Here is a 25,321-nt window from a genome sequence, read left to right on the forward strand (position 1 = left end):
GTCCCCCGCAGCAGTGCTCGTGGCCACCGCGGTCCCCGCCGAACGGGACGCGGTGGCACGGGCGTTTCCGGGGCCCGCCACCGAGGTCCCGCTCCCCGGCACGGGGGCCGGCCCGGCCGCCGCCACCGTGCACCGCCTCCCGGCCGGATGCGACCTGATCGCCGCCGGCGTGGGCCCCGCCCTGGCCGCCGCCCGCACGGCGACCGCCCTCACCGCCGCCGCCCTGCGCGGCAGGCCCTACGCCCTGGTCGTCTGCACCGGCATCGCCGGCGGCTTCGCCCCCGAGGCACCCGTCGGCTCCCTCGTCGTCGCCGACGAGATCACCGCCGCCGACCTCGGCGCCGAGACCGCCGAGGGCTTCGTCGCGGTCACCGACCTGGGCTTCGGCACCGTCACCCACCGTCCGCCGGAAGCACTCGTACGGGGTGTCGCGAGGGCCACCGGAGCCCGTACCGGCACCGTCCTGACGGTCTCCACGGTCACCGGCACCGCCGCCCGCGCCGCCGCCCTGCGCGCCCGCCACCCGCGGGCCCGCGCCGAGGCCATGGAGGGGTTCGGCGTCGCCGAGGCCGCCGCCGCGCACGGCACGCCCGTGCTGGAGCTGCGCGCGGTCTCCAACCCGGTCGGCCCGCGCGACCGCGCCGCCTGGCGGATCGGCGAGGCCCTCCGGGCGCTCACGGACGGCTTCGGGAAGCTCGCGCCCGTACTGGAGAGTTGGAGACCGGCATGAGCCGACTGCACATCGCGTACTCCCCCTGCCCCAACGACACCTTCGTCTTCGACGCCCTCGCGCACGGCCGCGTCCCCGGCGCGCCCGCGCTCGACGTGACCTTCGCGGACATCGACGTCACCAACGGCATGGCCGAGCGCGGCGAGCTGGACGTGCTGAAGGTGTCGTACGCGGTCCTGCCGTACGTGCTGGACACCTACGCCCTGCTGCCGTGCGGCGGCGCGCTGGGCCGGGGCTGCGGCCCGCTGGTGCTGACCCGGGAGCCCGGTGCCGGCCTGGCCGGGGGCACGGTCGCGGTGCCCGGCGAGAGGTCGACGGCGTACCTGCTGTTCCGGCTGTGGGCGGCCGACACGCTGCCGGGCGGGGTCGGCGAGATCGTGGTGATGCCGTTCCACGAGATCATGCCGGCGGTACGGGACGGGAAGGCCGACGCGGGCCTGGTCATCCACGAGGCGCGCTTCACCTACCAGGACTACGGCCTGCACAAGCTGGCCGACATGGGCGAGCACTGGGAGCGCACCACCGGCCTGCCGATCCCGCTGGGCGCGATCGTCGCCAGGCGGTCGCTGGGCGCGGAGACCCTGACGCGGCTCGCCGACGCCGTCCGCACCTCCGTACGGCTGGCCTGGGAGGACCCCGAGGCGTCCCGCCCGTACGTCATGGCGCACGCCCAGGAGATGGACCCGGCCGTCGCCGACCAGCACATCGGGCTCTACGTCAACGAGTTCACCGCCGGTCTCGGCGAGGACGGCTATGCGGCCGTGCGCGGTCTGCTCACCCGCGCGGCGGCCGAGGGACTGGTGCCGCCCCTCGGCCCGGACGCGCTGGATTTCCCGGAGCGGGGAAGGGCCGGGGTGTCTCCCCAGTGACGCGGCACGTAACGTTTTCCCGTGGCGGAGCGGCGTCCGGTGCGTGCTCTCGGCGGGCCGGCCGGACGCCCTCGTACGGGACGTACCCGGGCTTCCGGCCGGCGGCGGGAGTGCGTGCCGGACGCCGCGACGGGGCGAACGTCGCCTGCCGCGGCACTAGACGTCGAGCTGGTCGGCGACCGCCCGCAGCAGACCGGCGATCTTCTTGCCGGAGGTCTTCTCGGGATAACGGCCCTTCTCGAGCATCGGGGTGATGTTCTCCAGGAGCGTGGTCAGGTCCTGGACGATGGAGGCCAGCTCGTCCGGCTTCTTGCGCTGCGCCGCCGCGACGGACGGGGCCGGGTCCAGGATCGTGACGGACAGGGCCTGGTCGCCGCGCTGCCCGGCGACGACTCCGAACTCCACGCGCTGTCCCGGCTTGAGCGTCTCTACTCCGGCGGGGAGAACCGAGGAATGGACGAAGACGTCACCGCCGTCGTCGCGGGAGAGAAAGCCGAAGCCCTTCTCACTGTTGAACCACTTGACCTTGCCAGTCGGCAAAGCACACGCTCCCTCGATCGGTCCCGGACGGGGCCGGACGCCACTGAACTGCCGTTGACCACCTTACTGGGGCTCTCCCCAGGGACACACGGCCTTAATCACGCCCCGAAACGACACAGAGCCCCTGCCCGGTGAAGGAAGAGGCGCAGAGGGGTTGTTGGGGAACTCAGCCAAGGTGCCGGTAGAGAGTCGCGCGGGAGACTCCAAGAGCCTTGGCAATGGCAGTGATGCTCTCCCCCTTGGCCTTACGGGCCTTGGCGACAGTCAGCACGTCCTCAGTGATGACGGACGGACGGCCACCGGTACGCCCCTGAGCCTTGGCAGCTTCCAGGCCGGCTCGCGTGCGCTCCACGATCATGTCTCGCTCAAGCTCAGCAAAGGCAGCCATCACGGTGAAGAAGAACTTTCCCTCTCCCTTCGGGGAGTAGTTCCCGGCGAGAGTTCCCGTGAGGATGCGGAGCGCGATTCCACGCGCATGCAAGTCCTCAGCAATCGTCAGTACGTCCCTAGTCGAACGGCCAAGCCTGTCCAGCTTCCAGACACAGAGAGTGTCTCCCTCTCGCAGGTAGTCGAGAGCAGAGAGGAGACCAGGGCGCTCCGCGTTCTTCCCGGATGCCTTGTCCTCGTAGATCTTCGAGCAACCGGCCGCAGTCAGAGCGTCGTTCTGAAGCTGCGCGTCCTGAGCGTTGGTGCTGACTCGCTGGTATCCGATGACTGCCATTGCCTGTCCCCTCCTGGCACCCTTGCCAACAACAGAAGTGTCTCATAACTCGTCTCAAAACTATGGGGCGCGCATTCTTGACCCGCAGTACCAGGTTGCCGCCGGGCTACGCCGACGACTGGACGCCGGTACGTACCCGCCCGGCGAGAGGTTCCCTGCCGTGGCGGAGCTTGCTACTGAGCTGGACGGGGCTCCGTCGACCGTTCAGAAAGCCGTAGCGGCTCCCAGGGAAGAAGGGCGGCTCTATACCGTCCTGGGGCAAGGATCGTTCGTCTCCAAGCCGTAGAAGGCTTTCCAGGGACGGCTAGTGTCTATCCCCCAGGAAACTCCAGACACTCGAAAGACCAGACCACCCCCAATTGTCATTCAAGCGTTGCTGGTTGGGGGGTCGAATTCATAAACAGTTCCATAAAAGAATGAGACCCTGCCATTGACAGGGCCTTTCTTTCTCTTCGCTTTATCGAGCGAACCCCAATGCTTTCCATCGGTATTCTTCGGTGACGTTATGACTAATCACCATTCTCGTCACCTTGCCTTTCTTTCCAGGGCACGCAAGGGCAAGCTCATTCGCCATGGTCTGAATATCCCCCACATCCATCACCATTCCCCTCTCGCTTTCATTCGCCCCCTTATCCCATGCCCAGACTCTTACGCCATAGGTGCGAAGGAATTCCCTGCGGTCTCCCTGGTCTTTGGACTCCCAGAATTCCCCGTACCTCTTACCCGTTGCCTTGAGAGACGGGTTAGCTCGCTCCTCTTCCTGCTTCGCGAGTAGCGCGACCTTTGCCGACAGACCCTTGTGCATACGTCGGTACGACTCTTCCTGCCCCTCCCCGTCGTACTCTCCTGCCAGGAAGTCAGCTTCCAGCTTTTCCAGGCGTGCCCTGGCTGACTGAAGTTCTCTAGCCCGAGAGGGCCCTTTGCCGGCTCGCTCGTACATCTCCCACGTCCCAACGCTCCCCCGAATCTCCTGGTCAACCCACGTATCGAGCACGTCAGCACGGACGTAGAGACCCGTGGTGCAATCGCCACCCTTGAACTTGTTGGAGCAGCGGTAATACCTGTGTCCGGGAATTCTTTTTCCGTCTTTCCTGGTGTGCCCGGAATTCAGGAGGGAAGTAACCGGCGCTCCACAGTTTCCGCAGCGAGCAATACCGGCAAGCAAGCTCTTTCCACCGGTACGGCTCTCCGTTCCTACAGGCTTGGAAGCCGGCTTGACCCTGTCGACCAGGTCTGCCCATTCGCCCACGGACGCCAGGGGTTTCTCAGGGAGAATGACCGGCTCTCCCTGGTCGTCTAGAACGGCCTCCCCCTTGTACGTGTAGATGCCGGGAACCCAAGAGGAGCGCAGAAACTTATTGATGATGGTCGACTGCCACTGCGTCCCCTTGGTTTCCTCCCCCTTCAACTTCCTGAGGTGATCTCCCCATGTGAGTACGCCACGGGCATTGAAGTCTCGGGCAATCCTGTGTGTGGACTGTCCCTCACGGACACGAGTGAAGATCTCCTCTACGAACGGGTGGAAGTCCTGGTCAATCTCCAAAACCTTCCTCCTGCCTCCCTCTACGGCTTTGATGCGGTAGCCGGTAGGCGGAGCGCCCGTAAGCCATGAGCGGTTCTCCAGACGGCTCTGTACGCCGTTGAGAATGCGCGCCTGAATCGTGTCCCACTCAGCCTCAGCGAATACGGCTGTCATGCGAGCCATCATCTTTCCCTGAGGGGTGCTCAGGTCGAATCCCTCTTCAACGCAGACGATGAACTTGCCGTTTTCCTGCGCCCACTCCAAGAGTTCGTTGAAGTGCATGGAGCGACGGGTGAGCCTGTCCATCTTGGCTGCAATGATCACGTCGAACTCATCAGCCTTGGACGTGAGCCAGCGTCCAAGCTTGGGGCGCTTGAAGGGGGAAAGGGAGCCGGATACGTCCGTGTCCTCTGCCTCGCCCACCAGGACGCCGGACAGGCGCGGAGAGCTGACGTGGTGCTGGATCACGCCACGCTGCCACTCGATGGACGTGGAGCCGTCCGAGTCGGCAGACAGGCGGAGACAGGCGAGGTAGCGCAGACCAGGTGTCATGAGGGGAGGCTAGCGGGGTCTGTGTGCCTAGGTAACCGGCCCGACCTTGCCGGTAGGCACGTCATGAAACGGCTCTTGACAGCACTCGGGCGGGTCGTCCGTGACCCGCCGATACCCAGGCTAATGGTCTTCAGGCCGGTGACAAGACGTCGCCGGGCTGTTCCTTCGGGCTGGGAACTACCCTGGTCCGGTGCGTGACAAAACCCAAACGAATTCCGCCGGGCCCGGTGACCGACTGATCCGTGCCGGCGCCGCCGTCTTCCTCGTCGGGGCCGTGGCCACCGTGGTCACGGTGGCTCCGCTCTTCCTCGGAACGACGCCTTTTCCGACGTACATGTTCGGACTGAGCATGCTCATGGGCGTCGGCTTCCTCATCGCCGGAGCGGGGGTGCTCCGGGCGATCGCGGCGGGGCGGCGTCAGGCGCGCGGCGCGTCGAGATAGGCCGAAAGCCATTCCGGGAACTCGCCCAGGCCGGTGAGGACGACGTCCGCACCCGCCCCGGCGAGTTCCCCGGCGTCGCACGGACCGGTCGCCACCGTCACCGACAGCGCCCCGGCCGCGCGGGCGCCGCGCACGTCGCCGGTGTGGTCGCCGACGTAGACGCCCGCGCCGTGCTCGCGCAGCGCCGCCGCCTTCGCCTCGGCCCACAGGTCGCCGACCACCGCGTCGGTGTCGAGGCCGAGGTGGGCGAGGTGCAGCTTGGCGTTGGGCTCGTACTTGGCGGTGACCACGACGGTCCGGCCGCCGGCCGCGCGTACCGCCGCCAACGCCTCGTGCGCGCCGGCCATGGCGGGCGTCGCGGCGATGGCGATCGTCGGGTACATCGCCCGGTACGCCTCGGCCACCGCGGGGATCTCGTCCGCCGGGAACCAGTGCCGCAGCTCCTGCTCCAGCGGCGGTCCCAGCCGGGTGACCGCGAGATCGGCGTCGATGTACGTCCCCGTCCGCTCGGCCAGCGCCCGGTAGCAGGCGTGGATGCCGGGGCGGGAGTCGATGAGCGTCATGTCGAGGTCGAAGCCGACGGTGAGCGGGCGCGAGGTCATGCGGGCCATTGTGCCGAGCGGCGGCCGGGGCCGGGTGCACGGGGTGCGCGGGGTGCACGGGGTGCACGGGGTGCACGGGGTGCACGGGGTGCACGGACGGGGTGCACGGGGTGCACGGACGGGGTGCACGGGGTGCACGGGGTGCACGGGGTGCACGGGGTGCACGGGGTGCACGGGTTCCGGCCCGGTCACCGCTGCGGCAGCGGGTGCTCAGCCCTTCCTGCGGGCGCGCCACACCAGGTACAGGGCCGCCGCCACCGCCGCGCCGCGCAGCACCCAGGGCCAGGTCTCGGCGAGGGCGGCGTTCATCTGCCCGTCGGCGACGGGGGTGCCCCAGCGGCCGTCGAGCCGGCCCCACAGCCAGCCGAAACCGGCGGCGACGGCGGCGCCGGGCAGGATCATCACCGCCCACCGCGTCTCCCACCGGGTGAGCCGGCGCGAGGCGTACGCGATGAGCCAGCCGGCGGCGAGCGGGAGCAGGTGGCCGAGCACCGCCCCGGCGAGCAGCAGCGCGGCGGCGACCAGCAGCAGGGGGTTGGTCCAGGTGCCGGGCGCCGGGCGGAACCGGCGGCGCGGGGCGGCCGCGACGGCCCCGGGGGCGGGTCCGGCCTGCGGCCCGGGTCCGGCGGCCCGCTCCTTCTCCGGCTCGTCCTCCGGTTCCTCCTCCGCCTCTTCCTGCGGCGGCCTGAGCAGCTCCGGGATCTCCACGCCGCCGACGAACCCGGGCACGCTGTCGCCGGCCCCGAAGGGGCTGCTGTCCACCCGCCACCAGTCCGGCTGGGTGGCGCCGTCGCCCAGTTCGTGCTCGCCGGCGCGGTGCGGCGGGGCGGGCGGGGGCGGCGTGCGCGGCTCGGCGGGCCGGGGCCGCGGCACCATCCGGCGCAGCCCCCTGCCCCTGGACCGCGGCTCGGTCCCCGGCTCGTCCCGCCGCCCCGGCGCGGGCCCGTCCCGCCGTACGGGCCCGTCCCGCCGTACCGGCTGCTTGTCCCGCTGTACGGGCACGGTGGCGGGCGGCGGTTCCGCGCCGTTGCCGCCGGCGCCGTCCCCGGCCGCGGTGACCACCTCGTCCGGGCTGCCGATGCGGGCCAGGATGCGGCGGACCGCGGCGGGGGAGTCGACGACGGCCTTGGCGCGCCGCCGGTCGATCTCGTCGCGCAGCCGGGAGACCAGCCGCATCCGGGCGGCGGAGGGCAGCTGGCGTTGCTGGGCCACGTCGCCGACGCGGCTCAGGTACTCGTAGACGACCTTGTCGCTCTCGATCCCCACGCTGTCCCCTCCGGGGCGGATGTGCCGGGTTCCCCGTAGCGCACGACGTTAGCGCAGGGCCGGGGGCCGGACGCCACGTCAGGTGGGTTCGCAGGACGCCGGGTTCGGCGTGCCGGCGCAGCCCTGGCTGCCGTTGGCGCGGAGGATGTCCTGGCCGATCTGGCCGTTGAGGTAGCGCAGGAAGGCCGCGGCGAGGGATTCGGCGGGCGGCTCGCCGTACGTGTACGCGTACTCGGTCTGCCAGTACGGGTAGGCGCCGTCGCGGACGGCGTCCACCGAGGCCCGCCGGCTGTCGATGCGCACCTGGACGACGTCGCCCGCCGCGGAGTGGCGCGCGGCGTTGCGCACCTCGCTGTAGCCGAGGGCGCCGGGGATCCGTGCCACCGCGTCCAGCATCGTCCGGGTGCTGTCCACCTCGCAGCGGCCGGGGGTGCTCGCCTCCAGTGCCGCGCAGTCGCTCACGGTGGCCTGCTCCGGCTCCCGGCCCGACAGGACCCGCTGCACCAGGGCGCCGCGGGTGCCCGAGCCGATGTGCCGGTGGACCAGGTGGACGGGCAGGTCGGCGCCGCCCAGCTGGGACCAGTTGGTGACGCGTCCGGCGTGCAGGTCGCGGACCTGCTCCAGGCTCAGGTTGAGCACGCCGGCGTCCTTGTGCAGGACCAGCGTGAACACCGAGTAGGCGACCGGGCGGCGCAGCAGGCGGGGGTGGTTGCCGGCCGCGGGGCCGTCGGTGAAGGCGAGGTGGTCGGCGAGCCCGGCGTCGACCGGGATCGCCGCGTTCTGGCCGGCCCGCTCCAGTTCGGTGATGCCCGGACCGCTGCCGGTGAAGGTCAGGCCGCTGACCGGGATCCGGGCGCCGCGGCAGGCCTCCGCGTAGGACCGGGCGGCCTCCTGGAGGGCCGGTGCCAGGGCGGTGGAGCCGTGCAGGGACAGCGTCGCGCTGACGCAGTCCAGCGGGGCGGGGTCCTCGTCGAGGATCAGCATGCCGCCCTGCACGATGATCACCATCGCCTGGGTGACGGCCAGGCCGGCGAGGAGGTTGATGCCGACCCGGGCCGGCCGCGGGGCGGGGGTCCGGTCCCGGCCGGGGCGGGGAGCCGGGGTCAGCGCGGTGCGCCGGCGGCGGGGACCGCCCGGGGCGCCGCGGAAGACCGGCCCGGGGAAGGGCCCGCCGCCGGAGTCGCCGGGCCGGCGGTCCAGCACCACCAGCACCTGGTAGTGGGCGCGCCGGGGCAGCTTCACCTTCGGCAGCCGGACCACGCCCCCGCGGCCCTGGTCCGGGTTGTCGAAGCCGAAGCCCGCGACGCCCGCGGTGAAGAAGTCGTGCAGCTCGTCCTGGCTCAGCTCGGTCACCACCAGGCCCACCACGCGGCGGCGCGGGAAGGTGACCCGGATGCCGCTCGGGTCGTCGTCGGGGACCAGGTAGTCCGCGGTCTCGATCTGGGCCCGGCCGGCGTTCTCGATCCGCAGCAGCGCGAACGTCGGCTCGTCCAGCCGGTCGCCGTCCTGCTGGAGGTCGCGCAGCACCCCGGCGTACGGCGAGTGGATCGCCTCCGAGGCCGGTGTGTCCATCTGCACCCGGCAGTCGAGCCGCTTGCGCCCGACGACGCCGAACTCCCAGCCGAACGCCGTCAGCGCGATCACGATGCTGAGCAGTGCGAGCAGCTTGTCGAAGTCCAGACCCACCGCAGGGCCCCCCATCCCCTCGATGCAGCACGCAGGTGTCAGGGCGACCAGGGTGGCCGGTGCCGTCCCGGTGCCGCCGGGGCCGACCGGAGAATCCGCGCGGAATTCACCCCGGCGCCATGTATGTCATGTCCCATTCGTTCGTCGTCCACGCCCGGCCCGTGGACGCTCCGCCTCCTTGGGCGCCTACCCGCTACCGTTGGCCGGATGAGCACCGAGGAGAAGCCGGCGGCCCCGCGGTCCCTCGCGGAGGCGCTGCGCGCGCGGGACGACGCCTCGCTGGCCGCGCTCCTGCGCAGCCGGCCCGATCTCGTCACGCCCGTCCCCACCGACCTCACCCAGCTCGCCACCCGCGCCGGCACCCGCGCCTCGGTGGTCCGCGCCCTGGAGCGGCTGGACCGCTTCGCCCTGCAGACGGCCGAGGCGCTGGCCGTGGCGGCCGATCCGGCGACGTACGGCGAACTGTTCGGGCTGATGGCCGGCGACGACGGCGACCCGCCGGTCGCCGCCGCCCTGCCGCACGCCCTGGCCACCCTGCGCGAGCAGGCCCTCGTCTGGGGCGCCGACGACCGGCTGCGCCTGGTGCGCACCGCCCGCGAGCTGCTCGCCCCGACGCCGCAGCACCCGTCCCCGACCGGCCTGGGCCCCACCGTGCGGGAGGCGACGGCGGGCATGTCGCCGGGCCGGATCCAGGAGCTCGTCGCGGCCGCCGGGCTGCCCTCCACGCACGACTCCGTCTCGGCGACGGGCGCGCTCAGCGCCCTGTTCACCGACCGCGCCCGCATGTCGGCGCTGCTCGACCAGGCCCCGGCCGAGTCGGTGGAGGTGCTGGAGCGGCTGCTGTGGGGACCGCCCTACGGGCAGGTCACCCCCGACCCGGCACCCCGGCTGCGCTGGCTGCTGGACCGCGGGCTGCTGCTGCCCACCGCGCCCGGCACGGTGGTGCTCCCCCGCGAGGTCGCCCTCCACCTGCGCGGCGGCCGCGCGCACCGCACGCCGGAGCCGGTGGCGCCGTCCGTGGAGATGGCGGCCGCGCACCGTCCCCAGGTGGTGGACAGCACGGCCGCCGGACAGGCGTACACCGCGCTGGCGACCGTGGAGGAACTGCTCAAGGAGTGGGACGAGGGCGGCCCGGCGGTGCTGCGGGCGGGCGGCCTGAGCGTGCGCGACCTCAAGCGGACCGCCGTCGCGCTCGACGTGTCCGAACCGGTCGCCGCCTTCTGGGTGGAGCTGGCCTACGCGGCGGGCCTGGTCGCCTCCGACGGCGAGGCCGACGAGCGCTACGCGGCGACCCCCGCCTACGACGAGTGGCTGGAGCAGCCCCCCGCCGAGCGCTGGGCCCGGCTGGCGCAGGCGTGGCTGGCGGCGACCCGGACGGCCGGGCTGGTGGGCGGCCGGGACCCCAAGGACCGCGCGCTGGCCGCGCTGGGCCCGGGGCTGGACCGGTCGGCCGCCCCGGAGGTACGCCACCGGGTGCTGAGCCTGCTGGCGGAGCTGCCGGAAGGGGCGGCCGCGACGGGGGAGTCGATGCTGGCGCGGCTGCGGTGGGAGCGGCCGCTGCGGCGGGACGCGCAGCGCGCCGCCCAGCGGGACGCCGGGACGGAAGCCGATCCGCGGGTCCGGCTGGCCCGGTGGGCGCTGTCCGAGGCGGAGTCGCTCGGCGTGACGGGGCGCGGGGCGCTCTCGGCGCACGGGCGCGCCCTGCTGGGGGCGCCCGCTCCGGCGCACCCGCCCACCGGTGAGCCCGAGGGGCCCGGCGACAAGCTCCCCGTCCGCCCCCAGGCGCCCGGTCACCCGCGGGCCGGCCGGCACCCCCTCCCCGCGGGTCCGCCCCCGGCGCCCCTCGCCCCCGCCGAGCAGGCCGCCGCCGCCGCGGCGGCGGCCCGGCTGCTCGCCCCGCTGCTGCCCGAGCCGCTGGACCACGTCCTGCTCCAGGCCGACCTGACCGCGGTGGCGCCGGGCCCGCTGCGGCGGCCGCTCGCCGACACGCTGGGCGTGCTCGCCGACGTGGAGTCCAAGGGCGGGGCGACCGTCTACCGCTTCACGCCCGCCTCGGTACGCCGTGCCCTGGACGCCGGACGCACCGCCTCCGACCTGCACGCCTTCCTGGCCGAGCACTCCCGTACGCCGGTCCCGCAGCCGCTGGCGTACCTCGTCGACGACGTGGCCCGCAGACACGGGCACCTGCGCGTGGGCGCCGCCTCGGCGTACGTGCGCTGCGACGACGAGGCGCTGCTGAACGAGATCCTCGCCGACAAGCGGTCCGCCGGCCTGCGGCTGCGCCGCCTCGCGCCGACCGTGCTGGCCGCCCAGGCCGACCCGGCGGCCCTGCTGGAGGGGCTGCGCGCGATGGGCTTCGCGCCGGCCGCCGAGTCCGCCGAGGGCGACGTGCTGATCACCCGCGCGCACGCCCGCCGCACCCCGCCGCGCACCCCGCCCGAGCCGGTGCCGGACGGGCCGCCCGCGCCCGACACCACGCTGCTGTCGGCGGCCGTCCGCGCGATCCGGGCCGGCGACCTGGCCTCGACGGCCCCGCGGAAGCCCGCCGCGCCCACCGCCGCCGGCGGCGGTCTGCCGCGCACCGGCGCCGCCGAGACCCTCGCCACCGTGCAGGCCGCCGTCCTGACCGGCCAGGCCCTGTGGATCGGGTACGTCAACGCCGAGGGCGCCGCCAGTCAGCGGGTGATCGCCCCGGTGCGGGTGGAGGGCGGCTTCGTGACGGCGTACGACCACACCGCGGACGAGGTGCGCACCTACCCGCTGCACCGGATCACGGGGGTGGCGGAGCTGGCGGACGAGTAGGACCGGCCGGCCTCACCCGTTCGGGCGTACGCCCGGATTCATGCACGCCACGCCGGACACGTCCCACCCATGAGGGAGGTTGCGGCACGTCCCGCATCGCGCTGCCGGGGGCGGGGCAGCCACCGGATGTCCTGACCCAGTCCGGGCCGGCCCGCCTGCGGGGGCCCGGACGAGCACATCCGAGAGGAAACCCCCCATGCGAGCTGCCCATCGTGTCGCCGCCGTGCTGTCCGCCACCGCCGTGATGCTCGGCGCCCTGACCACCCAGGCCGCGGCCATCGCCATCGACGTCGCCGGCCTGGTCCTGGAGACGCCGGCGATCTGACGCGCCCCCGCGTTCCCCGCGGGCCGGTCCCCGCGATCCGGGTCCGGCCCGCTCCGCCGATCCAGCTCCGAAAGGCGCCTACGTCCCCATGCGTGCCAAGCTCCCCGTCCGCGCCCGCTGTGCGCTCGCCGTCTCGGCCGCCGCGGTGATGACCGCCACCGCCCTCGTGGCCGCGCTCGCGCCGCAGGCCTCCGCGGCGCCGGCCCCGCCGCTGCCGATCGTCGGAGGCGGGGGCGGGGGCGAGACGCTCGTCAACGTCGACGGGCACATCTTCGCCCAGCCCTTGGTCAACAACCTCACTCTGCCCATCCCGAAGTAGTCCGGCGCATCCGGTAGCTGTCCCCTTCCAGGCGGACGACCTCGGCGTGGTGGGCCAGCCGGTCCACCATCGCCGCGGCGGCGGGGCCGCCGAACACCTCGTCCCACCGCTCCAGCGGGCGGTCACCGGTGACCACCAGCGAGCCGCGCTCGTAGCGGTGCGCGACCAGCCGGAAGAAGAGCTGCGCGGTGCCGGCGTCGAACGGCAGGTAGCCGACCTCGTCGACGATCAGCAGGGGGTAGCCGTCCAGGCGGTGCAGTTCCTCGCCGAGCCGGCCGTCGGCCTGCGCCTTGGCCAGCCGCGCCGCCCACTCCCCCGCGGTGGCGAACAGCACCCGGTGGCCGGCCTGGCAGGCGCGGACGCCGAGGCCGACGGCGAGGTGCGTCTTGCCGGTGCCGGGCGGCCCCACGAACACCACGTTGCGCCGGGCGGGGACGAAGTCCAGCTTGCCGAGCCGGGCCACCGTCTCCCGGCCGAAGGAGCGCGGGTGCTCGACGTCGAAGTCCTCCAGCAGCTTGCGGGCGGGGAACCCGGCGGCCCGCAGCCGCTCCTCGGCGCTCGGCTCCTGCGCGCGCTGGGCGGGGATCACCACCGGCTCGGCCGGGGCCTCCTCGGCGGGGTCCCGGCGCGGGGAGTGGTGCGACGGCTGGTGGGCCCGCTCGGCCTGCGCCGCCATCGGCCCCGACATGTACGCCAGGATCGCCGCCGACGCGATGAAGGCCATGTGGATCACCGTGCCCCACAGCAGGGAGTGCCGTGAGGTGTGGTGCACATCCACGAACATCTGGAGCAGATGGACCGAGGAGATGCCGACGATGGCGGTGGCCAGTTTGACCTTGAGCACGTTGGAGTTCACGTGCGAGAGCCATTCCGGCTGGTCGCGGTGGCCCTGGAGGCCGATCCGGGAGACGAACGTCTCGTAGCCGCCGACGATCACCATGATCAGCAGATTGGCGATCATCACGACGTCGACGAGTTTCAGCACGGCGAGCATGACGTAGGTCTCGGTGGCCTGCCCGGTGACGCACCGGAGGATTAACGCCCACAGCTCGTTGAAGAACTTGTAGACGTACACCCCCTGGGCGGCGACCAGGCCGAAGTACAGCGGCGCCTGCAGCCATCGGGTGGCGAACAGCGCGTAGCCGAGGGTAGTGGTGGGCGGGGACGGGGCTCGTGTGATGTCCTGCACGGTCTGCACAACGATCAGGCACACTGGATGTTTGGCCCGCGCGGAAGGAACGTACGTACGTGAACGGTCCACTCATCGTCCAGTCCGACAAGACGCTGCTCCTGGAAGTCGACCACGAGCGTGCCGACGACTGCCGCCGGGCGATCGCGCCGTTCGCGGAGCTGGAGCGGGCGCCCGAGCACATCCACACCTACCGGGTGACGCCGCTGGGGCTGTGGAACGCGCGGGCCGCCGGGCACGACGCCGAGCAGGTGGTGGACGCGCTGGTGCAGTACAGCCGCTACCCCGTGCCGCACGCGCTGCTGGTGGACATCGCCGAGACGATGGACCGGTACGGGCGGCTGACGCTGAGCAAGCACCCGGCACACGGGCTGGTGCTCACCAGCACCGACCGGCCGGTGCTGGAGGAGGTGCTGCGCTCCAGGCGGATCACGCCGCTGGTGGGCGCCCGGATCGACCCGGACACCGTGGCCGTGCACCCCTCCGAGCGCGGGCAGATCAAGCAGGTGCTGCTGAAGCTGGGCTGGCCGGCCGAGGATCTCGCCGGGTACGTCGACGGCGAGGCGCACCCGATCGAGCTGGACGAGGACGGCTGGGCGCTGCGGCCGTACCAGAAGCAGGCCGTGGAGAACTTCTGGCACGGCGGCAGCGGGGTCGTCGTCCTGCCCTGCGGGGCGGGGAAGACGCTGGTGGGCGCCGGGTCCATGGCCCAGGCGAAGTCCACGACGCTGATCCTGGTGACCAACACCGTCTCGGCCCGGCAGTGGAAGCACGAGCTGGTGCGGCGGACCTCGCTGACCGAGGACGAGATCGGCGAGTACAGCGGTACCCGCAAGGAGATCCGGCCGGTCACCATCGCCACGTACCAGGTGCTGACGACGAAGCGGAAGGGTGTCTATCCGCACCTGGAGCTGTTCGACTCCCGTGACTGGGGACTCATCGTCTACGACGAGGTGCACCTGCTGCCCGCGCCGGTCTTCAAGTTCACCGCGGACCTCCAGGCCCGGCGGCGGCTGGGGCTGACCGCGACGCTGGTGCGCGAGGACGGCCGGGAGTCGGACGTGTTCTCGCTGATCGGCCCGAAGCGGTTCGACGCGCCGTGGAAGGAGATCGAGGCGCAGGGCTACATCGCGCCCGCCGACTGCGTGGAGGTCCGGGTCAACCTCACGGACTCCGAACGGCTGGCGTACGCGACGGCGGAGCCGGAGGAGAAGTACCGCTTCTGCTCCACCACCGCGACCAAGCGGAAGGTGACGGAGGCGATCGTGCGCCGGTTCGCCGGGCAGCAGATCCTCGTCATCGGGCAGTACATCGACCAGCTCGACGAGCTCGGGGAGCACCTCGGCGCGCCGGTGATCAAGGGCGAGACGTCCAACGCCCAGCGCGAGAGGCTGTTCGACGCCTTCCGGGAGGGCGAGATCGGCGTCCTGGTCGTCTCCAAGGTCGCGAACTTCTCCATCGACCTGCCGGAGGCGACCGTCGCCATCCAGGTGTCCGGGACCTTCGGGTCGCGGCAGGAGGAGGCCCAGCGGCTGGGGCGGGTGCTGCGCCCGAAGGCCGACGGCCACCAGGCCCACTTCTACTCGGTCGTCGCGCGCGACACGATCGACCAGGACTTCGCGGCCCACCGCCAGCGGTTCCTGGCCGAGCAGGGGTACGCGTACCGGATCATGGACGCGGACGAGCTGCTCGCGGGCAGCTGACGCCGCCGCGCCGTGCGCAGCGCCACCGCGGTCACCGCGGCCACGCCGAGCAGGGGGTAGGGCGAGGCCAGGGGCTGCTGCCACCACGGCAGGTGGAGGTCGGCGTCGCCCCGGTGGGGGACGAGCCACAGGGTGCGTGCGGTGAACAGGAACGTCACGGCGAGCGCCAGGCGGGTCCGGCCGTCGGCCAGCAGCACGGCGATCAGGGGGACGCACCACACCCAGTGGTGGGACCAGCTGATCGGCGAGACCAGCAGCGCGGTGACGGCCGTCAGCACCAGGGCGTGGCGGTCGTCCGGCGTGCGGCGGACCAGCCACAGGGCGGTGCCCGCGACCAGGGCGGCGGACGCCACCCAGGCCGGGCCCGGCGCCTGCTCGCCCAGGGCACGGGCGACCAGCCCCTGGAGCGACTGGTTGTCCACGATCCACGGCTTGCCCACCCGGCCGGTCTCGTACAGGCGGCGCAGCCAGAAGTCCGCGCTGGCGGCGGGCAGGGCGAGCGTCCCGAGGGCGACGGTCGCGCCGAACGCGGCCGTCGCGGCGGCGGCCTCCCGGTGCCGGCCCCGCAGCAGCAGACAGACGACGAACACGGCCGGCGTGAGCTTGATGCCGGCCGCGACGCCCACGGCCACGCCCCGGCCCCGGGCGCCGGGCGGGCGGGTGAGGTCCCACAGGACCAGGCAGGCCAGCACGAGGTTGATCTGGCCGTACAGCAGCGTCTGGAAGACCGGCTCCAGCCACAGGGCGAGGGCGGTGGCCGCGCAGAGCGCCGGGCGGCCCGGGGAGAGGCCGGCGAGCCGGGCGGACAGGTGCACCAGCCAGCCGGTGAGCAGCGTGTTGACGGCCAGGAAGCCGGCCTTCAGGGCCGCCACGGGGAGCCAGGCGGCGGGGGTGAAGACGAGCGCGGCGAAGGGCGGGTAGGTGGCGGGCAGGCGCCACCTGGTGACGGTGAAGCCGTAGAGGTCCCGGCCGTGCAGGACGGCCGCGCCCTCGGCCCGGTACACCAGGGCGTCGGCCATCGGCGGGCGCTGTACGGCGCACAGGGCGGCGAAGGCCGCGACGGAGACGGCGAGAACTGTCGCGGAAACCGCCGAGCGTGGTCGTCTCGTCACGCCGTGACACTAGACGCTCACGTGCGGCGGACGCCCGCCTCCTCGCCGTACTCACCGAGGACGATCACGTCGAACGCGGCACCGGCGAACATCCGCACGGCCCGCAGGGCTTCGCCGAGCCGGTGGCGGTGGCTGCCGGTGAGCACCGTGGCGCCGGACGGGCGGGGCGGGCGGGCCGGGGCGGGGCCCGGGGTGAAGGTCGCTGCACTCATGCCTCCATGGTGGGTCGCGCACCGGCCGGGCGGCATCGGTCCGGGGGCCGAACCCGCGCGGCCGCCGGTAGCCCTCCGGGGGGAGCCGCGGCCCTTCCGGGGGAGGGGGCGTCCCCTAGGGGACGTGCGGGCCACCCGGGCGGCACGGGGGGAGATATTCGGTGGCCCGTCCTCGGCCGCCGGCCTAGAATCTCCGCTCCTGCCCCGCCTCCCCCTCGGGAGCGCCGCCGTCCGGACGGAAACCGGAGGCATCGTCACCGCACCCGCAGCTTCCCGGAGGCACCGCCGTGTCCACGCCCGCCGCCGACCCGCTCGCCCGTGAGCGCTCCCACCTCGCCGCGTCCCGTGCCGCGCTGCGGGCGATGCGCGAGGACGTCGAGTCGCTGGACATCAGCGACGTCACCGCGAACTGGGTCAACGCCCAGATCCTGGCACGCCAGATCGACGAGCGCGTCCAGGCCCTCGCCGACCTCAGCGACACCCCGCTGTTCTTCGGCCGCCTCGACTACCTGCGCGCCCCCGGCGCCGAGCGGGCCGCCGGCGCGCACGGCGAAAGCTTCTACATCGGGCGCCGGCACGTGCACGACGCGGACGGCGACCCGATGGTCGTCGACTGGCGCGCGCCGGTCTCGCAGCCGTTCTACCGGGCCTCCAGGAAAGACCCGATGGACGTCGCGCTGCGCCGCCGGTTCGGCTACGCGGGCGGGGAGTTGACGGCGTACGAGGACGAGCACCTGTCCGACCCGGCCGAGGCGGCGCGGACCAGCAGGCTGCTCCAGCAGGAGATCGAGCGTCCGCGTGTCGGTCCGATGCGCGACATCGTCGCCACGATCCAGCCGGAGCAGGACGAGATCGTGCGCAGCGGGCTGGGCGGCACGGTCTGCGTGCAGGGCGGTCCCGGCACCGGCAAGACGGCGGTGGGCCTGCACCGCGTGGCCTACCTCCTCTACGCGCACCGCGACCGGCTGGCCCGCACGGGCACCCTGGTGATCGGGCCGAACCGCTCCTTCCTCCACTACATCGAGCAGGTGCTGCCCGCGCTGGGCGAGTTGTCGGTGCGGCAGGCGACGGTCGACGACCTGGTGGCGCACGTGGAGGTGTGCGGCACGGACGACGCCGCGGCCGCGCTCGTGAAGGGGGACGCGCGGATGGCGCAGGTGCTGCGCCGGGCGCTGTACGCGCACGTGACCCCGCCCACGGAGCCGGTCGTCGTGGTGCGCGGGTCGCGGCGGTGGCGGGTGCCGGCGTACGAGGTCGGGGAGATGGTGCGGGAGTTGCTGGACCGGGGCATCCGGTACGGCGCCGCCCGCGAGGCGCTGCCGCGGCGGATCGCGCACGCCGTGCTGGTGCGGATGGAGCAGTCGGGCGAGGCGCCGGACGACCGGGTGCAGGACGCGGTGGCCCGCACCGGCGCCGTGAAGGCGGCGGTCAGGGCGATCTGGCCGGCCGTGGACCCGGCGAAGCTGGTGCTGCGGCTGCTGACCGACGCGGAGTTCCTCGCCGCGCACGCGGCGGGCGTGCTGAGCGAGGACGAGCAGAAGACGATCCGGTGGGCGAAGGCGGTGCGGTCGGTGAAGTCGGCCCGGTGGTCGGCGGCGGACGCGGTGCTGGTCGACGAGGCGCGGGACCTGATCGACCGTACGCCGTCGCTCGGCCATGTGGTCCTCGACGAGGCGCAGGACCTGTCCCCCATGCAGTACCGGGCGGTCGGCCGCCGCTGCACCACCGGCTCGGCGACGGTCCTCGGGGACCTGGCGCAGGGCACCACGCCGTGGGCGACCCGCGGCTGGCGGGAGGCGCTCGCCCATCTCGGCAAGGACGACGCGGTGATCGAGGAGCTGACGGCGGGCTTCCGCGTCCCGACGGACGTCGTCACCTACGCCTCCCGGCTGCTGCCGCACATCGCGCCCGGTCTGACGCCGGTGGCGTCGGTGCGGGAGAACCCCGGGGCGTTCGAGGTGCGGCGGGTGTCGGGCGACGCGGACGTGGTGGCGGCCTGCGCCGAGGCGCTGCGCCACGAGGGCTCGGTCGGCCTGATCGCCGCGGACGCCCGGATCCCGGCGCTCACCGAGGCGCTCGGGTCGGCCGGCCTCGGCTGCCTGGCCCCCGGCGAGGAGACGTCGTACGACACCCGCCTGACCCTGGTCCCGGCCTCCCTGGCCAAGGGCCTGGAGTACGACTACGTCGTCCTGGACGAACCGCAGGCCGTCGTCGACGGCGAACCGGACGAGCGCACGGGGCTGCGCCGCCTGTACGTCACCCTGACCCGCGCGGTGTCGGGCCTGACGGTGACGCACAGGGCACCCCTGCCGGAGCAACTCGCTTGAGCGCCGGGGGCGTTGGGGGGCGGTGTCATACGGGGGCCTTCCCGGAGCCTCAGGGGCCCTTCCCGGAGAAACCCCCGAGGGCACCGCGCCTCACCCCCGCCCGGGACCCCGGGGCTCAACACCCCGACTCCCCACCCGGGACCCCTGGGCTCACACCCCAACTCCCCACCCGGGACCCCGGGGCACGACACCTCAGCTCCCGCCCCAGCCCCCCGAGACGCACCACCCCAACTCCCCGCCCAGGACCCCCGGGGCGCGGCCCGCGCGGACCGGCCGACGTGCAGGCCCCGAGGACGCGGCGCCCCTCCGCCCCCAAGGCCCCGAAGACGCGGCCCGAGTCAGCCCCGCCGGAGCCACCCGAAGCCGCGCAGCGCGTCAGCCGACGTCCAGAACGTCCCGCCACCGGGCGACCGCCGTCGCCGACACCGGTCGGTCCCAGCCGCCCGGCCGGGCCGCCCCGCCGATGTGGAACGCGTCGAGGCCCGCGGCCCGCAGGCCGGGCAGGTGGTCCAGCCGCAGGCCGCCCCCCACCATGACCCGCGGCTCGTACCCGGGCTCCCCGCGCCGCCCCGCCTCGGCGAGCAGCACCGCGAGCCCCTCGTCCACCCCGCCGGCCGACCCGGCCGTCAGGTAGGTGTCCAGGCCGGGCAGGCCGTCCAGCGCCTTGCGCAGCGCGTCCCGGTCCGCCGCCCGGTCGATCGCCCGGTGGAACGTCCACCGGCATCCGTCCAGCACGCCGGCCAGCCGCTCCACGGCGGCCAGGTCCACCCCGCCGTGGGCGTCGAGGAACCCGAGCACGAACTCCTCGGCCCCGGCCTCCCGCAGCCGGCCCGCGACGGCGACGAGCCCCTCCACGTCGCCGGCCGCGAACCCGTCCGCCGGCCGCAGCATCACGCGCAGCGGGAGGTCGACGGCGGCCCGGATCGCGGCGAAGGTCCCGACGGACGGGGTCAGTCCGTCCGCCGCCATGTCGGTGACCAGTTCGAGGCGATCCGCGCCTCCGGCCTGGGCGGCGACCGCGTCCTCGGCGTCGAGGGCGATCACCTCCAGGACTGCACGCGTGCTCATGGCACCCCTTTCTCGGGCATTCCCCGAAGCGGCTCTACAGGTCTAGTCCAATCTCAGGGTACGCCCGCGGGCACCGGGCCTGCGAGACCGCGTCGCCGGCGCCCGGGACCCGCCCGCATCGCCGCACCGCCCCGCCCGGGTCCGCCCGGGTCCGCCCGGGTCCGCCCGGGTCCGCCCGGGTCCGCCTCACCCGAAGATGTTCAGCTCCCCCACCCCCACCCCCGCCAGCTCGAACCCCGCCGTGTCCACCGGCCGCCCCGCGCAGAGCCGTACCAGCGTCGGCGCGTCACCGATGTACCGCCCCGGCGTCCGCTCCCCGCTCGGGTCACCGAGCTTCAGCGGCTCGTCCATGTCGTCGAGGTCGGCGTGCAGCGGCACGAGCCCCCGCTCCCGGGTGATCCGGACCAGCAGATCCAGCGCGTACGGCAGGCCCGCCCCGGCGTACGCCCCCGGCTCGCCCAGCGCCGCGCGCACGTCCCCCGCGTGCACCCACTCCCCCAGCGCCAGCCCGTCCAGCGCGCCGCCCGCCCGGGCGATCACCGGCCCCGCCTCGGTCATCCCGCGTTCCAGCTCGTCCAGGACCTGGGCGTGCGTCCAGTCGGCGCGCTCGGCGATGTCCCGGTCGTTGGACTCGGGGGAGAACACGCCCTCCTCGAACCGTCCTTCCACCGCCCGCGTCAGCGCCGCGGAGCAGTGCGCCAGCACATCGCGCACCGTCCACCCCGGACACGCCTCGGCCGGCGCCGCGAAGTCCCCGTCCGCGCGCCCCCGCAACCACGGGATGAGCTGATCCCGCTCCACCGCCAGCAGCCGCCCCGGCAGCTCCGGGTCCCGTACCTCGCCGTGCATGTCAGCAGAAGTCATGCGCCCACGCTAGGGGGTGTACGGCCAGAATGGACGGCATGCCCGACCCCAGCGCCCTGCGCGCCCGCTTCGTCCGCACGCTGGAAGCCGCCCGCGCCCCCGGGGGCGGCCCGACCCGGCCCCGTACGCCGACCACCTGATCGCCCGCTGGCAGGAGCCGCAGCGCCACTACCACACGCTGGCCCACCTGGCCGCGGTCCTCGACCACGTCGACGCGCTGGAGCGGTACGCCGACGACCCCGACCTGGTCCGCCTCGCCGCCTGGTTCCACGACGCCGTCTACCTCCCCGACCGCTCCGAGAACGAGGAACGCTCCGCCCGGCTGGCCGAACGCGCGCTCCGCGAGGCCGGCCTGACCGCCGCGCGGGCCGGCGAGGTCGCCCGCCTGGTCCGGCTCACCGCGGGCCACGCCCCGGCCGACGACGACCGCGACGGCCAGGTGCTGTGCGACGCCGACCTGGCGATCCTCGGCTCGCCGCCGTCGGTGTACGCCGCCTACACGGCCGCCGTCCGCGAGGAGTACGGCTTCGTCCCCTCCGACGCCTTCCGCGCGGGCCGGGCCGCCGTGCTGCGCGAACTGCTCGCCCTGCCCCGCCTGTTCCGCACCCCCTACGGTGCCGAGCACTGGGAGGCGACGGCCCGTTACAACGTCCGCGGCGAGCTGGAAATCCTGTCGTCCGCAGGCGGCCCGGTCGCCTAGCCTGCGCTGCATGGCTGACATGGGCGGGGAACGGGTACAGCAGGCCGTCGCGGGCGCCGTCGCGGTGCTGCGCACGGCGACGGACCACGACTGGCGGGCGGTCGGCGCGGGCGGCGTCACCTGGAGCTGCCGCGAGACGGCCAGGCACGTCGCGGGCGTCCTGCTGGCGTACGCGGGCCAGCTCGCCGGGCGCGCCCGGGACGCCTACCTGCCCTTCGAGATCGTCCTCGACGGCGACGGCGACGACGGTTCGGAGCCGACCGGCAACGACGGCGTGCTCGACGTGCTGGAGACGACGGGCGCGCTGCTCGCGGCGGCCGTCCGCACCACGCCCCGCGAGGTGCGCGCCTTCCACCCGTACCCCTTCCGCAGCGCGAACCGCGACGGCTTCGCCGCGATGGGCGTGGCCGAAGTGCTGCTGCACACCCACGACATCGCCGAGGGCCTGGGCCTGGACTACGTGCCGTCCGCCGACCTCTGCGGCTACGTCCTCGGCACGATCTTCCCGCACGTCCAGCCCGCCGCCGACCCCTGGCGCACCCTGCTGTGGGCCACCGGCCGGGGCGACCTGCCGGGCCGCGCCCGGGTCACCGACTGGCGCTGGAGCAACAACCTGGTCCTGCCCGCCGGCCGCCTCACCCTGGAGGGCGTCACCCCGCTGGCGGCCGCCGACCTCGCCGCGGGCGGCGACGGCGGGTTCACATGGGTCGACGGCGGACCCTTCGAAGGCACCCGCGAGGCCGCGGGGATGACCGCGAAGGCCTACGAAGCGGGCGTGCACCGCCCGGAGTTCGGCCTCTTCGTCCTCGTCCGCCACGAGGACGGCCGCGCGGTCGGCGGCATGGGCTTCCACGGCGTCCCCGACGAGGAGGGCCGCGCCGAGGTCGGCTACGACCTCACCGAGGCCGCCCGCGGCCGCGGCTACGCGACCGAGGCCCTGCGCGCCCTGGCGGCCTGGGCACTGGCCCGGGAGGACGTCCGCACCCTGTTCGCGACGGTGGACCGGGACAACACGCCCTCGCAACGCGTGGTGGAGCGGGCGGGTTTCACCCGGGTGAGCGACGACGGCAAGCAACTCGCCTACGCGCTGCGGCGGGCACGCCCCGGCGACACCGCCTAGCGCCCCTTCGGCCTGCGCAGTCCCGCCTCCCGCAGCAGCCGCACCACCTCCCGGCTCCTGACCTCCACCGCGCCGGCGGCGACCGCGTCGGCGTAGCGGTGGGACGGGAGGTCGTAGTGGTCCCGTTCGAAGGCCCGGCGCGGGACTCCCAGCCGGGCGGCGAAGGTGTGCAGTTCGTCGTAGGACAGGTCGCTGACCAGGTGGGACCAGAGGCGGCCGTGGCCGGGCCAGGTCGGCGGGTCGATGTAGACGGTCACGACGCGGACGGCCCGCCGGCGCACGAACCCAGCGAGCCGATCGCCGCGACCTTCACGCCGGCCTTGTGGCACACCCAGTGCGGGTCGGGGCCGAGTTCGGGCTCGACGTCCAGGGCGTGCGGGTCGCCGTGGCCGCAGACCGGGCAGAGCGGCCAGCGGCCGTAGCGGTCCAGCAGGGCGTCCTGGACGTCCTGGGCGATCAGTCCGGCCACGTACTCCGCGCCGTCCGGCCACTGTTGCACCCACCAGCGCCGCTGCACGACGGAGTCCTCGACCAGCGAGACGACGTCCGCCTCGGCGGCCTGGCCCGCGACGAGGTCGGCGAGCACCAGGGCACGTGCCGCGTGCAACGCCTGCTCCAGGGGACTGATGGGTTCCATGTCCCTATTGTGCGCACTCTTGACCACGCCACCGAGCCGAAAATATCTTTCACCTGTGACCCGTGAAGTGAAGGAAACTTTCGGCACCGGCGGTCCGCCCGGGCCCGGCGCGGCACCCCGCACGAGTCCCCCCGCGCCCGCCGCGCTGGCCGCCAAGGTGCGCACGCTCGCCCCGTCCATGACCCGCTCCATGCAGCGCGTCGCCGAGGCGGTGGCGGGCGACCCGGCCGGCTGCGCGGCCCTCACGGTCACCGGCCTGGCCGAACTCACCGGCACCAGCGAGGCGACCGTCGTGCGCACCGCCCGCCTCCTCGGTTACCCCGGCTACCGCGACCTGCGGCTGGCCCTGGCCGGCCTCGCCGCCCAGCAGCAGTCCGGACGCGCCCCCGCCATCACGACCGACATCGCGGTCGACGACCCGATCGCCGACGTCGTCGCCAAGCTCGCCCACGACGAGCAGCAGACCCTCGCCGACACGGCGGCCGGGCTCGACACCGCCCAGCTCGGCGCCGCCGTCACCGCGCTCGCCGCCGCCCGGCGCACCGACGTGTACGGCATCGGCGCCTCCGGGCTGGTCGCGCAGGACCTGACGCAGAAGCTGCTGCGCATAGGGCTGATAGCCCACGCGCACAGCGACCCCCACCTGGCCGTCACCAACGCCGTGCAGCTGCGGGCGGGTGACGTCGCCGTCGCCGTCACGCACTCCGGGTCGACGGGGGACGTCATCGAGCCGCTGCGGGTGGCCTTCGAGCACGGGGCCACCACCGTGGCGATCACCGGCCGCCCGGACGGGCCCGTCGCGCAGTACGCCGACCACGTCCTGACGACGTCCACGGCCCGGGAGAGCGAGCTGCGGCCCGCGGCGATGTCCTCCCGGACCGGTCAGCTGCTGGTGGTGGACTGCCTGTTCGTCGGGGTGGCGCAGCGGACGTACGAGAGGGCGGCCCCGGCGCTGTCCGCGTCCTACGAGGCGCTGGCCCACCGGCACCGCAGTGCGCCACCGCGCCCCTGAGGGGCACCCCACCCCACCGCAACGGGAACGACACGGAGACCACCGCCGCCATGACTTCTGCCCCCCGCCCCCGTGACCTGCGCGCCGAGCTGGCGGGCTTGACCACCGAGGCCTTCCGCCCGGAGCTGTCGGAGATCGACCGGCTGCCCACCCTGGAGATCGCCCGGCTGATGAACGGCGAGGACGCCCTCGTGCCCGCCGCCGTCGCCCGCCGGCTGCCGCAGATCGCCGCGGCGATCGACGACATCGCCGCCCGGATGACCCGCGGCGGCCGGCTGGTCTACGCCGGCGCCGGCACCGCGGGCCGCCTCGGCGTGCTGGACGCCTCCGAGTGCCCGCCCACCTTCAGCACCGACCCCACCCGGGTCGTCGGCCTGATCGCGGGCGGCCCGGAGGCGGTGGTCAGCTCCGTGGAGGGCGCCGAGGACTCGGCCGACCTGGCCCGGCACGACCTGGACGCGCTGCGGCTGGCCCCCGACGACACGGTGGTCGGCGTCTCCGCCTCCGGCCGCACCCCGTACGCCGTCGCCGCCGTCGAGCACGCCCGCGCCCGCGGCGCGCTCACCGTCGGCCTGGCCTGCAACGCGCACAGCGCCCTCGCGGCCGCCGCCGACCACGGCATCGAGATCGTCGCCGGCCCGGAGCTGCTCACCGGCTCCACCCGCCTGAAGGCCGGCACGGCCCAGAAGCTGGTCCTCAACATGCTCTCGACGATCACGATGATCCGGCTGGGCAAGACGTACGGGAACCTCATGGTCGACGTGCGCGCCTCCAACGAGAAGCTGCGCGCCCGCTCCCGCCGGATCGTCGCGCTGGCCACCGGCGCGCCGGACGAGGAGGTCGAGCGGGCCCTCGCCGCCACCGACGGCGAGGTCAAGGCGGCGATCCTGACGATCGTCGGCGGGGTGGACGGCGGTACGGCCGCCCGCCTTCTGGAGGAGTCCGGCGGCCACCTGCGCGCGGCGCTCGGGGCGACGGCCCGCTGACCCGCACCCTCGGGT

General features: G+C 73.8%; 24 protein-coding genes and 2 pseudogenes. 13 read left to right on the top strand and 13 right to left on the bottom strand.

Features of this window, described 5'->3' with window-relative positions; translation table 11 throughout:
- The first annotated feature begins 19 nt into the window (after window positions 1–19).
- On the top strand, window positions 20–730 hold the full coding sequence (locus tag ACFF45_RS05505) for a futalosine hydrolase (RefSeq protein ID WP_381342634.1): 711 nt from the start codon (window positions 20–22) through the stop codon (window positions 728–730).
- A complete protein-coding gene (locus ACFF45_RS05510; protein ID WP_381342637.1) occupies window positions 727–1,599 on the top strand; it encodes a 1,4-dihydroxy-6-naphtoate synthase in 873 nt (290 codons plus the stop codon). Before ACFF45_RS05505 ends, ACFF45_RS05510 begins: the two co-directional genes overlap by 4 nt.
- Window positions 1,600–1,755: 156 nt before the next feature.
- On the opposite strand, the gene ACFF45_RS05515 is transcribed toward ACFF45_RS05510, so the two are convergent.
- Both ACFF45_RS05515 and ACFF45_RS05520 read right to left on the bottom strand, forming a co-directional pair.
- On the bottom strand, window positions 1,756–2,139 hold the full coding sequence (locus tag ACFF45_RS05515; RefSeq protein WP_381342640.1) for a cold-shock protein: 384 nt from the start codon (window positions 2,137–2,139) through the stop codon (window positions 1,756–1,758).
- Between the two features lie 166 nt (window positions 2,140–2,305).
- Window positions 2,306–2,860, bottom strand: coding sequence for a recombinase family protein (locus ACFF45_RS05520; protein WP_381342643.1), 555 nt, complete (start codon window positions 2,858–2,860; stop codon window positions 2,306–2,308).
- Between ACFF45_RS05520 and ACFF45_RS05525 the strand changes: the two genes are divergently transcribed.
- Entirely contained in the window at window positions 2,850–3,146 is a 297-nt protein-coding gene (locus tag ACFF45_RS05525; protein ID WP_381342645.1) for a GntR family transcriptional regulator, read from the top strand. The genes ACFF45_RS05520 and ACFF45_RS05525 overlap by 11 nt on opposite strands.
- Window positions 3,147–3,317: 171 nt before the next feature.
- On the opposite strand, the gene ACFF45_RS05530 is transcribed toward ACFF45_RS05525, so the two are convergent.
- On the bottom strand, window positions 3,318–4,934 hold the full coding sequence (locus ACFF45_RS05530) for a recombinase family protein (protein ID WP_381342648.1): 1,617 nt from the start codon (window positions 4,932–4,934) through the stop codon (window positions 3,318–3,320).
- Between the two features lie 190 nt (window positions 4,935–5,124).
- Between ACFF45_RS05530 and ACFF45_RS05535 the strand changes: the two genes are divergently transcribed.
- Window positions 5,125–5,376 carry a hypothetical protein gene (locus ACFF45_RS05535; protein WP_381342651.1) on the top strand — a complete coding sequence of 84 codons (252 nt, stop codon included), beginning with the start codon at window positions 5,125–5,127 and terminating at the stop codon, window positions 5,374–5,376.
- Here ACFF45_RS05535 and ACFF45_RS05540 read toward each other — a convergent pair.
- The 3 genes from ACFF45_RS05540 to ACFF45_RS05550 form a co-directional block, all read right to left on the bottom strand.
- Window positions 5,352–5,987 carry an HAD family hydrolase gene (locus ACFF45_RS05540; protein ID WP_381342653.1) on the bottom strand — a complete coding sequence of 212 codons (636 nt, stop codon included), beginning with the start codon at window positions 5,985–5,987 and terminating at the stop codon, window positions 5,352–5,354. The genes ACFF45_RS05535 and ACFF45_RS05540 overlap by 25 nt on opposite strands.
- A 201-nt stretch (window positions 5,988–6,188) precedes the next feature.
- A complete protein-coding gene (locus ACFF45_RS05545; RefSeq protein WP_381342656.1) occupies window positions 6,189–7,244 on the bottom strand; it encodes a hypothetical protein in 1,056 nt (351 codons plus the stop codon).
- Window positions 7,245–7,322: 78 nt separating this feature from the next.
- Window positions 7,323–8,930 carry a substrate-binding domain-containing protein gene (locus ACFF45_RS05550; protein ID WP_381342659.1) on the bottom strand — a complete coding sequence of 536 codons (1,608 nt, stop codon included), beginning with the start codon at window positions 8,928–8,930 and terminating at the stop codon, window positions 7,323–7,325.
- Window positions 8,931–9,137: 207 nt separating this feature from the next.
- On the opposite strand from ACFF45_RS05550, the gene ACFF45_RS05555 reads away from it, so the two are divergent.
- The 3 genes from ACFF45_RS05555 (at window position 9,138) to ACFF45_RS05565 (ending at window position 12,376) form a co-directional block, all read left to right on the top strand.
- Window positions 9,138–11,732: a helicase-associated domain-containing protein gene (locus tag ACFF45_RS05555; RefSeq protein WP_381342662.1), complete on the top strand. Its 2,595-nt coding sequence runs from the start codon at window positions 9,138–9,140 to the stop codon at window positions 11,730–11,732.
- A 196-nt stretch (window positions 11,733–11,928) separates the two neighbouring features.
- Window positions 11,929–12,057 (top strand): hypothetical protein, encoded by a 129-nt coding sequence (locus ACFF45_RS05560; RefSeq protein WP_381342664.1) that lies wholly within the window; start codon window positions 11,929–11,931, stop codon window positions 12,055–12,057.
- 88 nt (window positions 12,058–12,145) lie between these two features.
- Complete coding sequence (locus tag ACFF45_RS05565) at window positions 12,146–12,376, top strand: hypothetical protein (protein WP_381342666.1); 231 nt, start codon at window positions 12,146–12,148, stop codon at window positions 12,374–12,376.
- On the opposite strand, the gene istB is transcribed toward ACFF45_RS05565, so the two are convergent.
- Window positions 12,354–13,574: an IS21-like element helper ATPase IstB gene (gene istB, locus ACFF45_RS05570; RefSeq protein ID WP_381342839.1), complete on the bottom strand. Its 1,221-nt coding sequence runs from the start codon at window positions 13,572–13,574 to the stop codon at window positions 12,354–12,356. The genes ACFF45_RS05565 and istB overlap by 23 nt on opposite strands.
- Before the next feature lie 50 nt (window positions 13,575–13,624).
- Between istB and ACFF45_RS05575 the strand changes: the two genes are divergently transcribed.
- Window positions 13,625–15,268, top strand: coding sequence for a DNA repair helicase XPB (locus ACFF45_RS05575; RefSeq protein ID WP_381342668.1), 1,644 nt, complete (start codon window positions 13,625–13,627; stop codon window positions 15,266–15,268).
- A gap of 20 nt (window positions 15,269–15,288) precedes the next feature.
- Here the strand turns inward: ACFF45_RS05575 and ACFF45_RS05580 are convergent.
- Both ACFF45_RS05580 and ACFF45_RS05585 read right to left on the bottom strand, forming a co-directional pair.
- Window positions 15,289–16,380: pseudogene (locus tag ACFF45_RS05580) on the bottom strand (glycosyltransferase 87 family protein); the annotation flags it as partial.
- A 17-nt stretch (window positions 16,381–16,397) separates the two neighbouring features.
- Window positions 16,398–16,592, bottom strand: coding sequence for a hypothetical protein (locus tag ACFF45_RS05585; protein ID WP_381342670.1), 195 nt, complete (start codon window positions 16,590–16,592; stop codon window positions 16,398–16,400).
- Window positions 16,593–16,879: 287 nt separating this feature from the next.
- Here ACFF45_RS05585 and ACFF45_RS05590 point away from each other — a divergent pair, with 287 nt between their 5' ends.
- Window positions 16,880–18,919 (top strand): HelD family protein, encoded by a 2,040-nt coding sequence (locus ACFF45_RS05590; protein ID WP_381342673.1) that lies wholly within the window; start codon window positions 16,880–16,882, stop codon window positions 18,917–18,919.
- A 375-nt stretch (window positions 18,920–19,294) separates the two neighbouring features.
- Here the strand turns inward: ACFF45_RS05590 and ACFF45_RS05595 are convergent, their stop codons facing one another.
- Together ACFF45_RS05595 and ACFF45_RS05600 are read right to left on the bottom strand one after the other, a co-directional pair.
- Entirely contained in the window at window positions 19,295–19,987 is a 693-nt protein-coding gene (locus ACFF45_RS05595; protein WP_381342675.1) for a copper homeostasis protein CutC, read from the bottom strand.
- Window positions 19,988–20,173: 186 nt separating this feature from the next.
- Window positions 20,174–20,851 carry a maleylpyruvate isomerase family mycothiol-dependent enzyme gene (locus ACFF45_RS05600; RefSeq protein WP_381342678.1) on the bottom strand — a complete coding sequence of 226 codons (678 nt, stop codon included), beginning with the start codon at window positions 20,849–20,851 and terminating at the stop codon, window positions 20,174–20,176.
- Between the two features lie 38 nt (window positions 20,852–20,889).
- Here ACFF45_RS05600 and ACFF45_RS05605 point away from each other — a divergent pair.
- Window positions 20,890–21,551 (top strand): annotated as a pseudogene (locus tag ACFF45_RS05605) (HD domain-containing protein).
- Between the two features lie 10 nt (window positions 21,552–21,561).
- Entirely contained in the window at window positions 21,562–22,671 is a 1,110-nt protein-coding gene (locus tag ACFF45_RS05610; protein ID WP_381342681.1) for a GNAT family N-acetyltransferase, read from the top strand.
- On the opposite strand, the gene ACFF45_RS05615 is transcribed toward ACFF45_RS05610, so the two are convergent.
- Window positions 22,668–22,928, bottom strand: coding sequence for a DUF4031 domain-containing protein (locus ACFF45_RS05615; protein WP_381342683.1), 261 nt, complete (start codon window positions 22,926–22,928; stop codon window positions 22,668–22,670). The two genes, ACFF45_RS05610 and ACFF45_RS05615, sit on opposite strands and share 4 nt — an antisense overlap.
- Entirely contained in the window at window positions 22,925–23,308 is a 384-nt protein-coding gene (locus ACFF45_RS05620; RefSeq protein ID WP_381342686.1) for a DUF8819 family protein, read from the bottom strand. Before ACFF45_RS05620 ends, ACFF45_RS05615 begins: the two co-directional genes overlap by 4 nt.
- A gap of 55 nt (window positions 23,309–23,363) precedes the next feature.
- Between ACFF45_RS05620 and ACFF45_RS05625 the strand changes: the two genes are divergently transcribed.
- Together ACFF45_RS05625 and murQ are read left to right on the top strand one after the other, a co-directional pair.
- A complete protein-coding gene (locus ACFF45_RS05625; RefSeq protein WP_381342688.1) occupies window positions 23,364–24,320 on the top strand; it encodes a MurR/RpiR family transcriptional regulator in 957 nt (318 codons plus the stop codon).
- A 50-nt stretch (window positions 24,321–24,370) separates the two neighbouring features.
- Window positions 24,371–25,306: an N-acetylmuramic acid 6-phosphate etherase gene (gene murQ / locus ACFF45_RS05630; RefSeq protein WP_381342691.1), complete on the top strand. Its 936-nt coding sequence runs from the start codon at window positions 24,371–24,373 to the stop codon at window positions 25,304–25,306.
- Window positions 25,307–25,321 lie beyond the last annotated feature (15 nt).

The organism is Streptomyces cinereospinus (assembly GCF_042430725.1).
Taxonomy (GTDB): Bacteria; Actinomycetota; Actinomycetes; order Streptomycetales; family Streptomycetaceae; genus Streptomyces; species Streptomyces cinereospinus.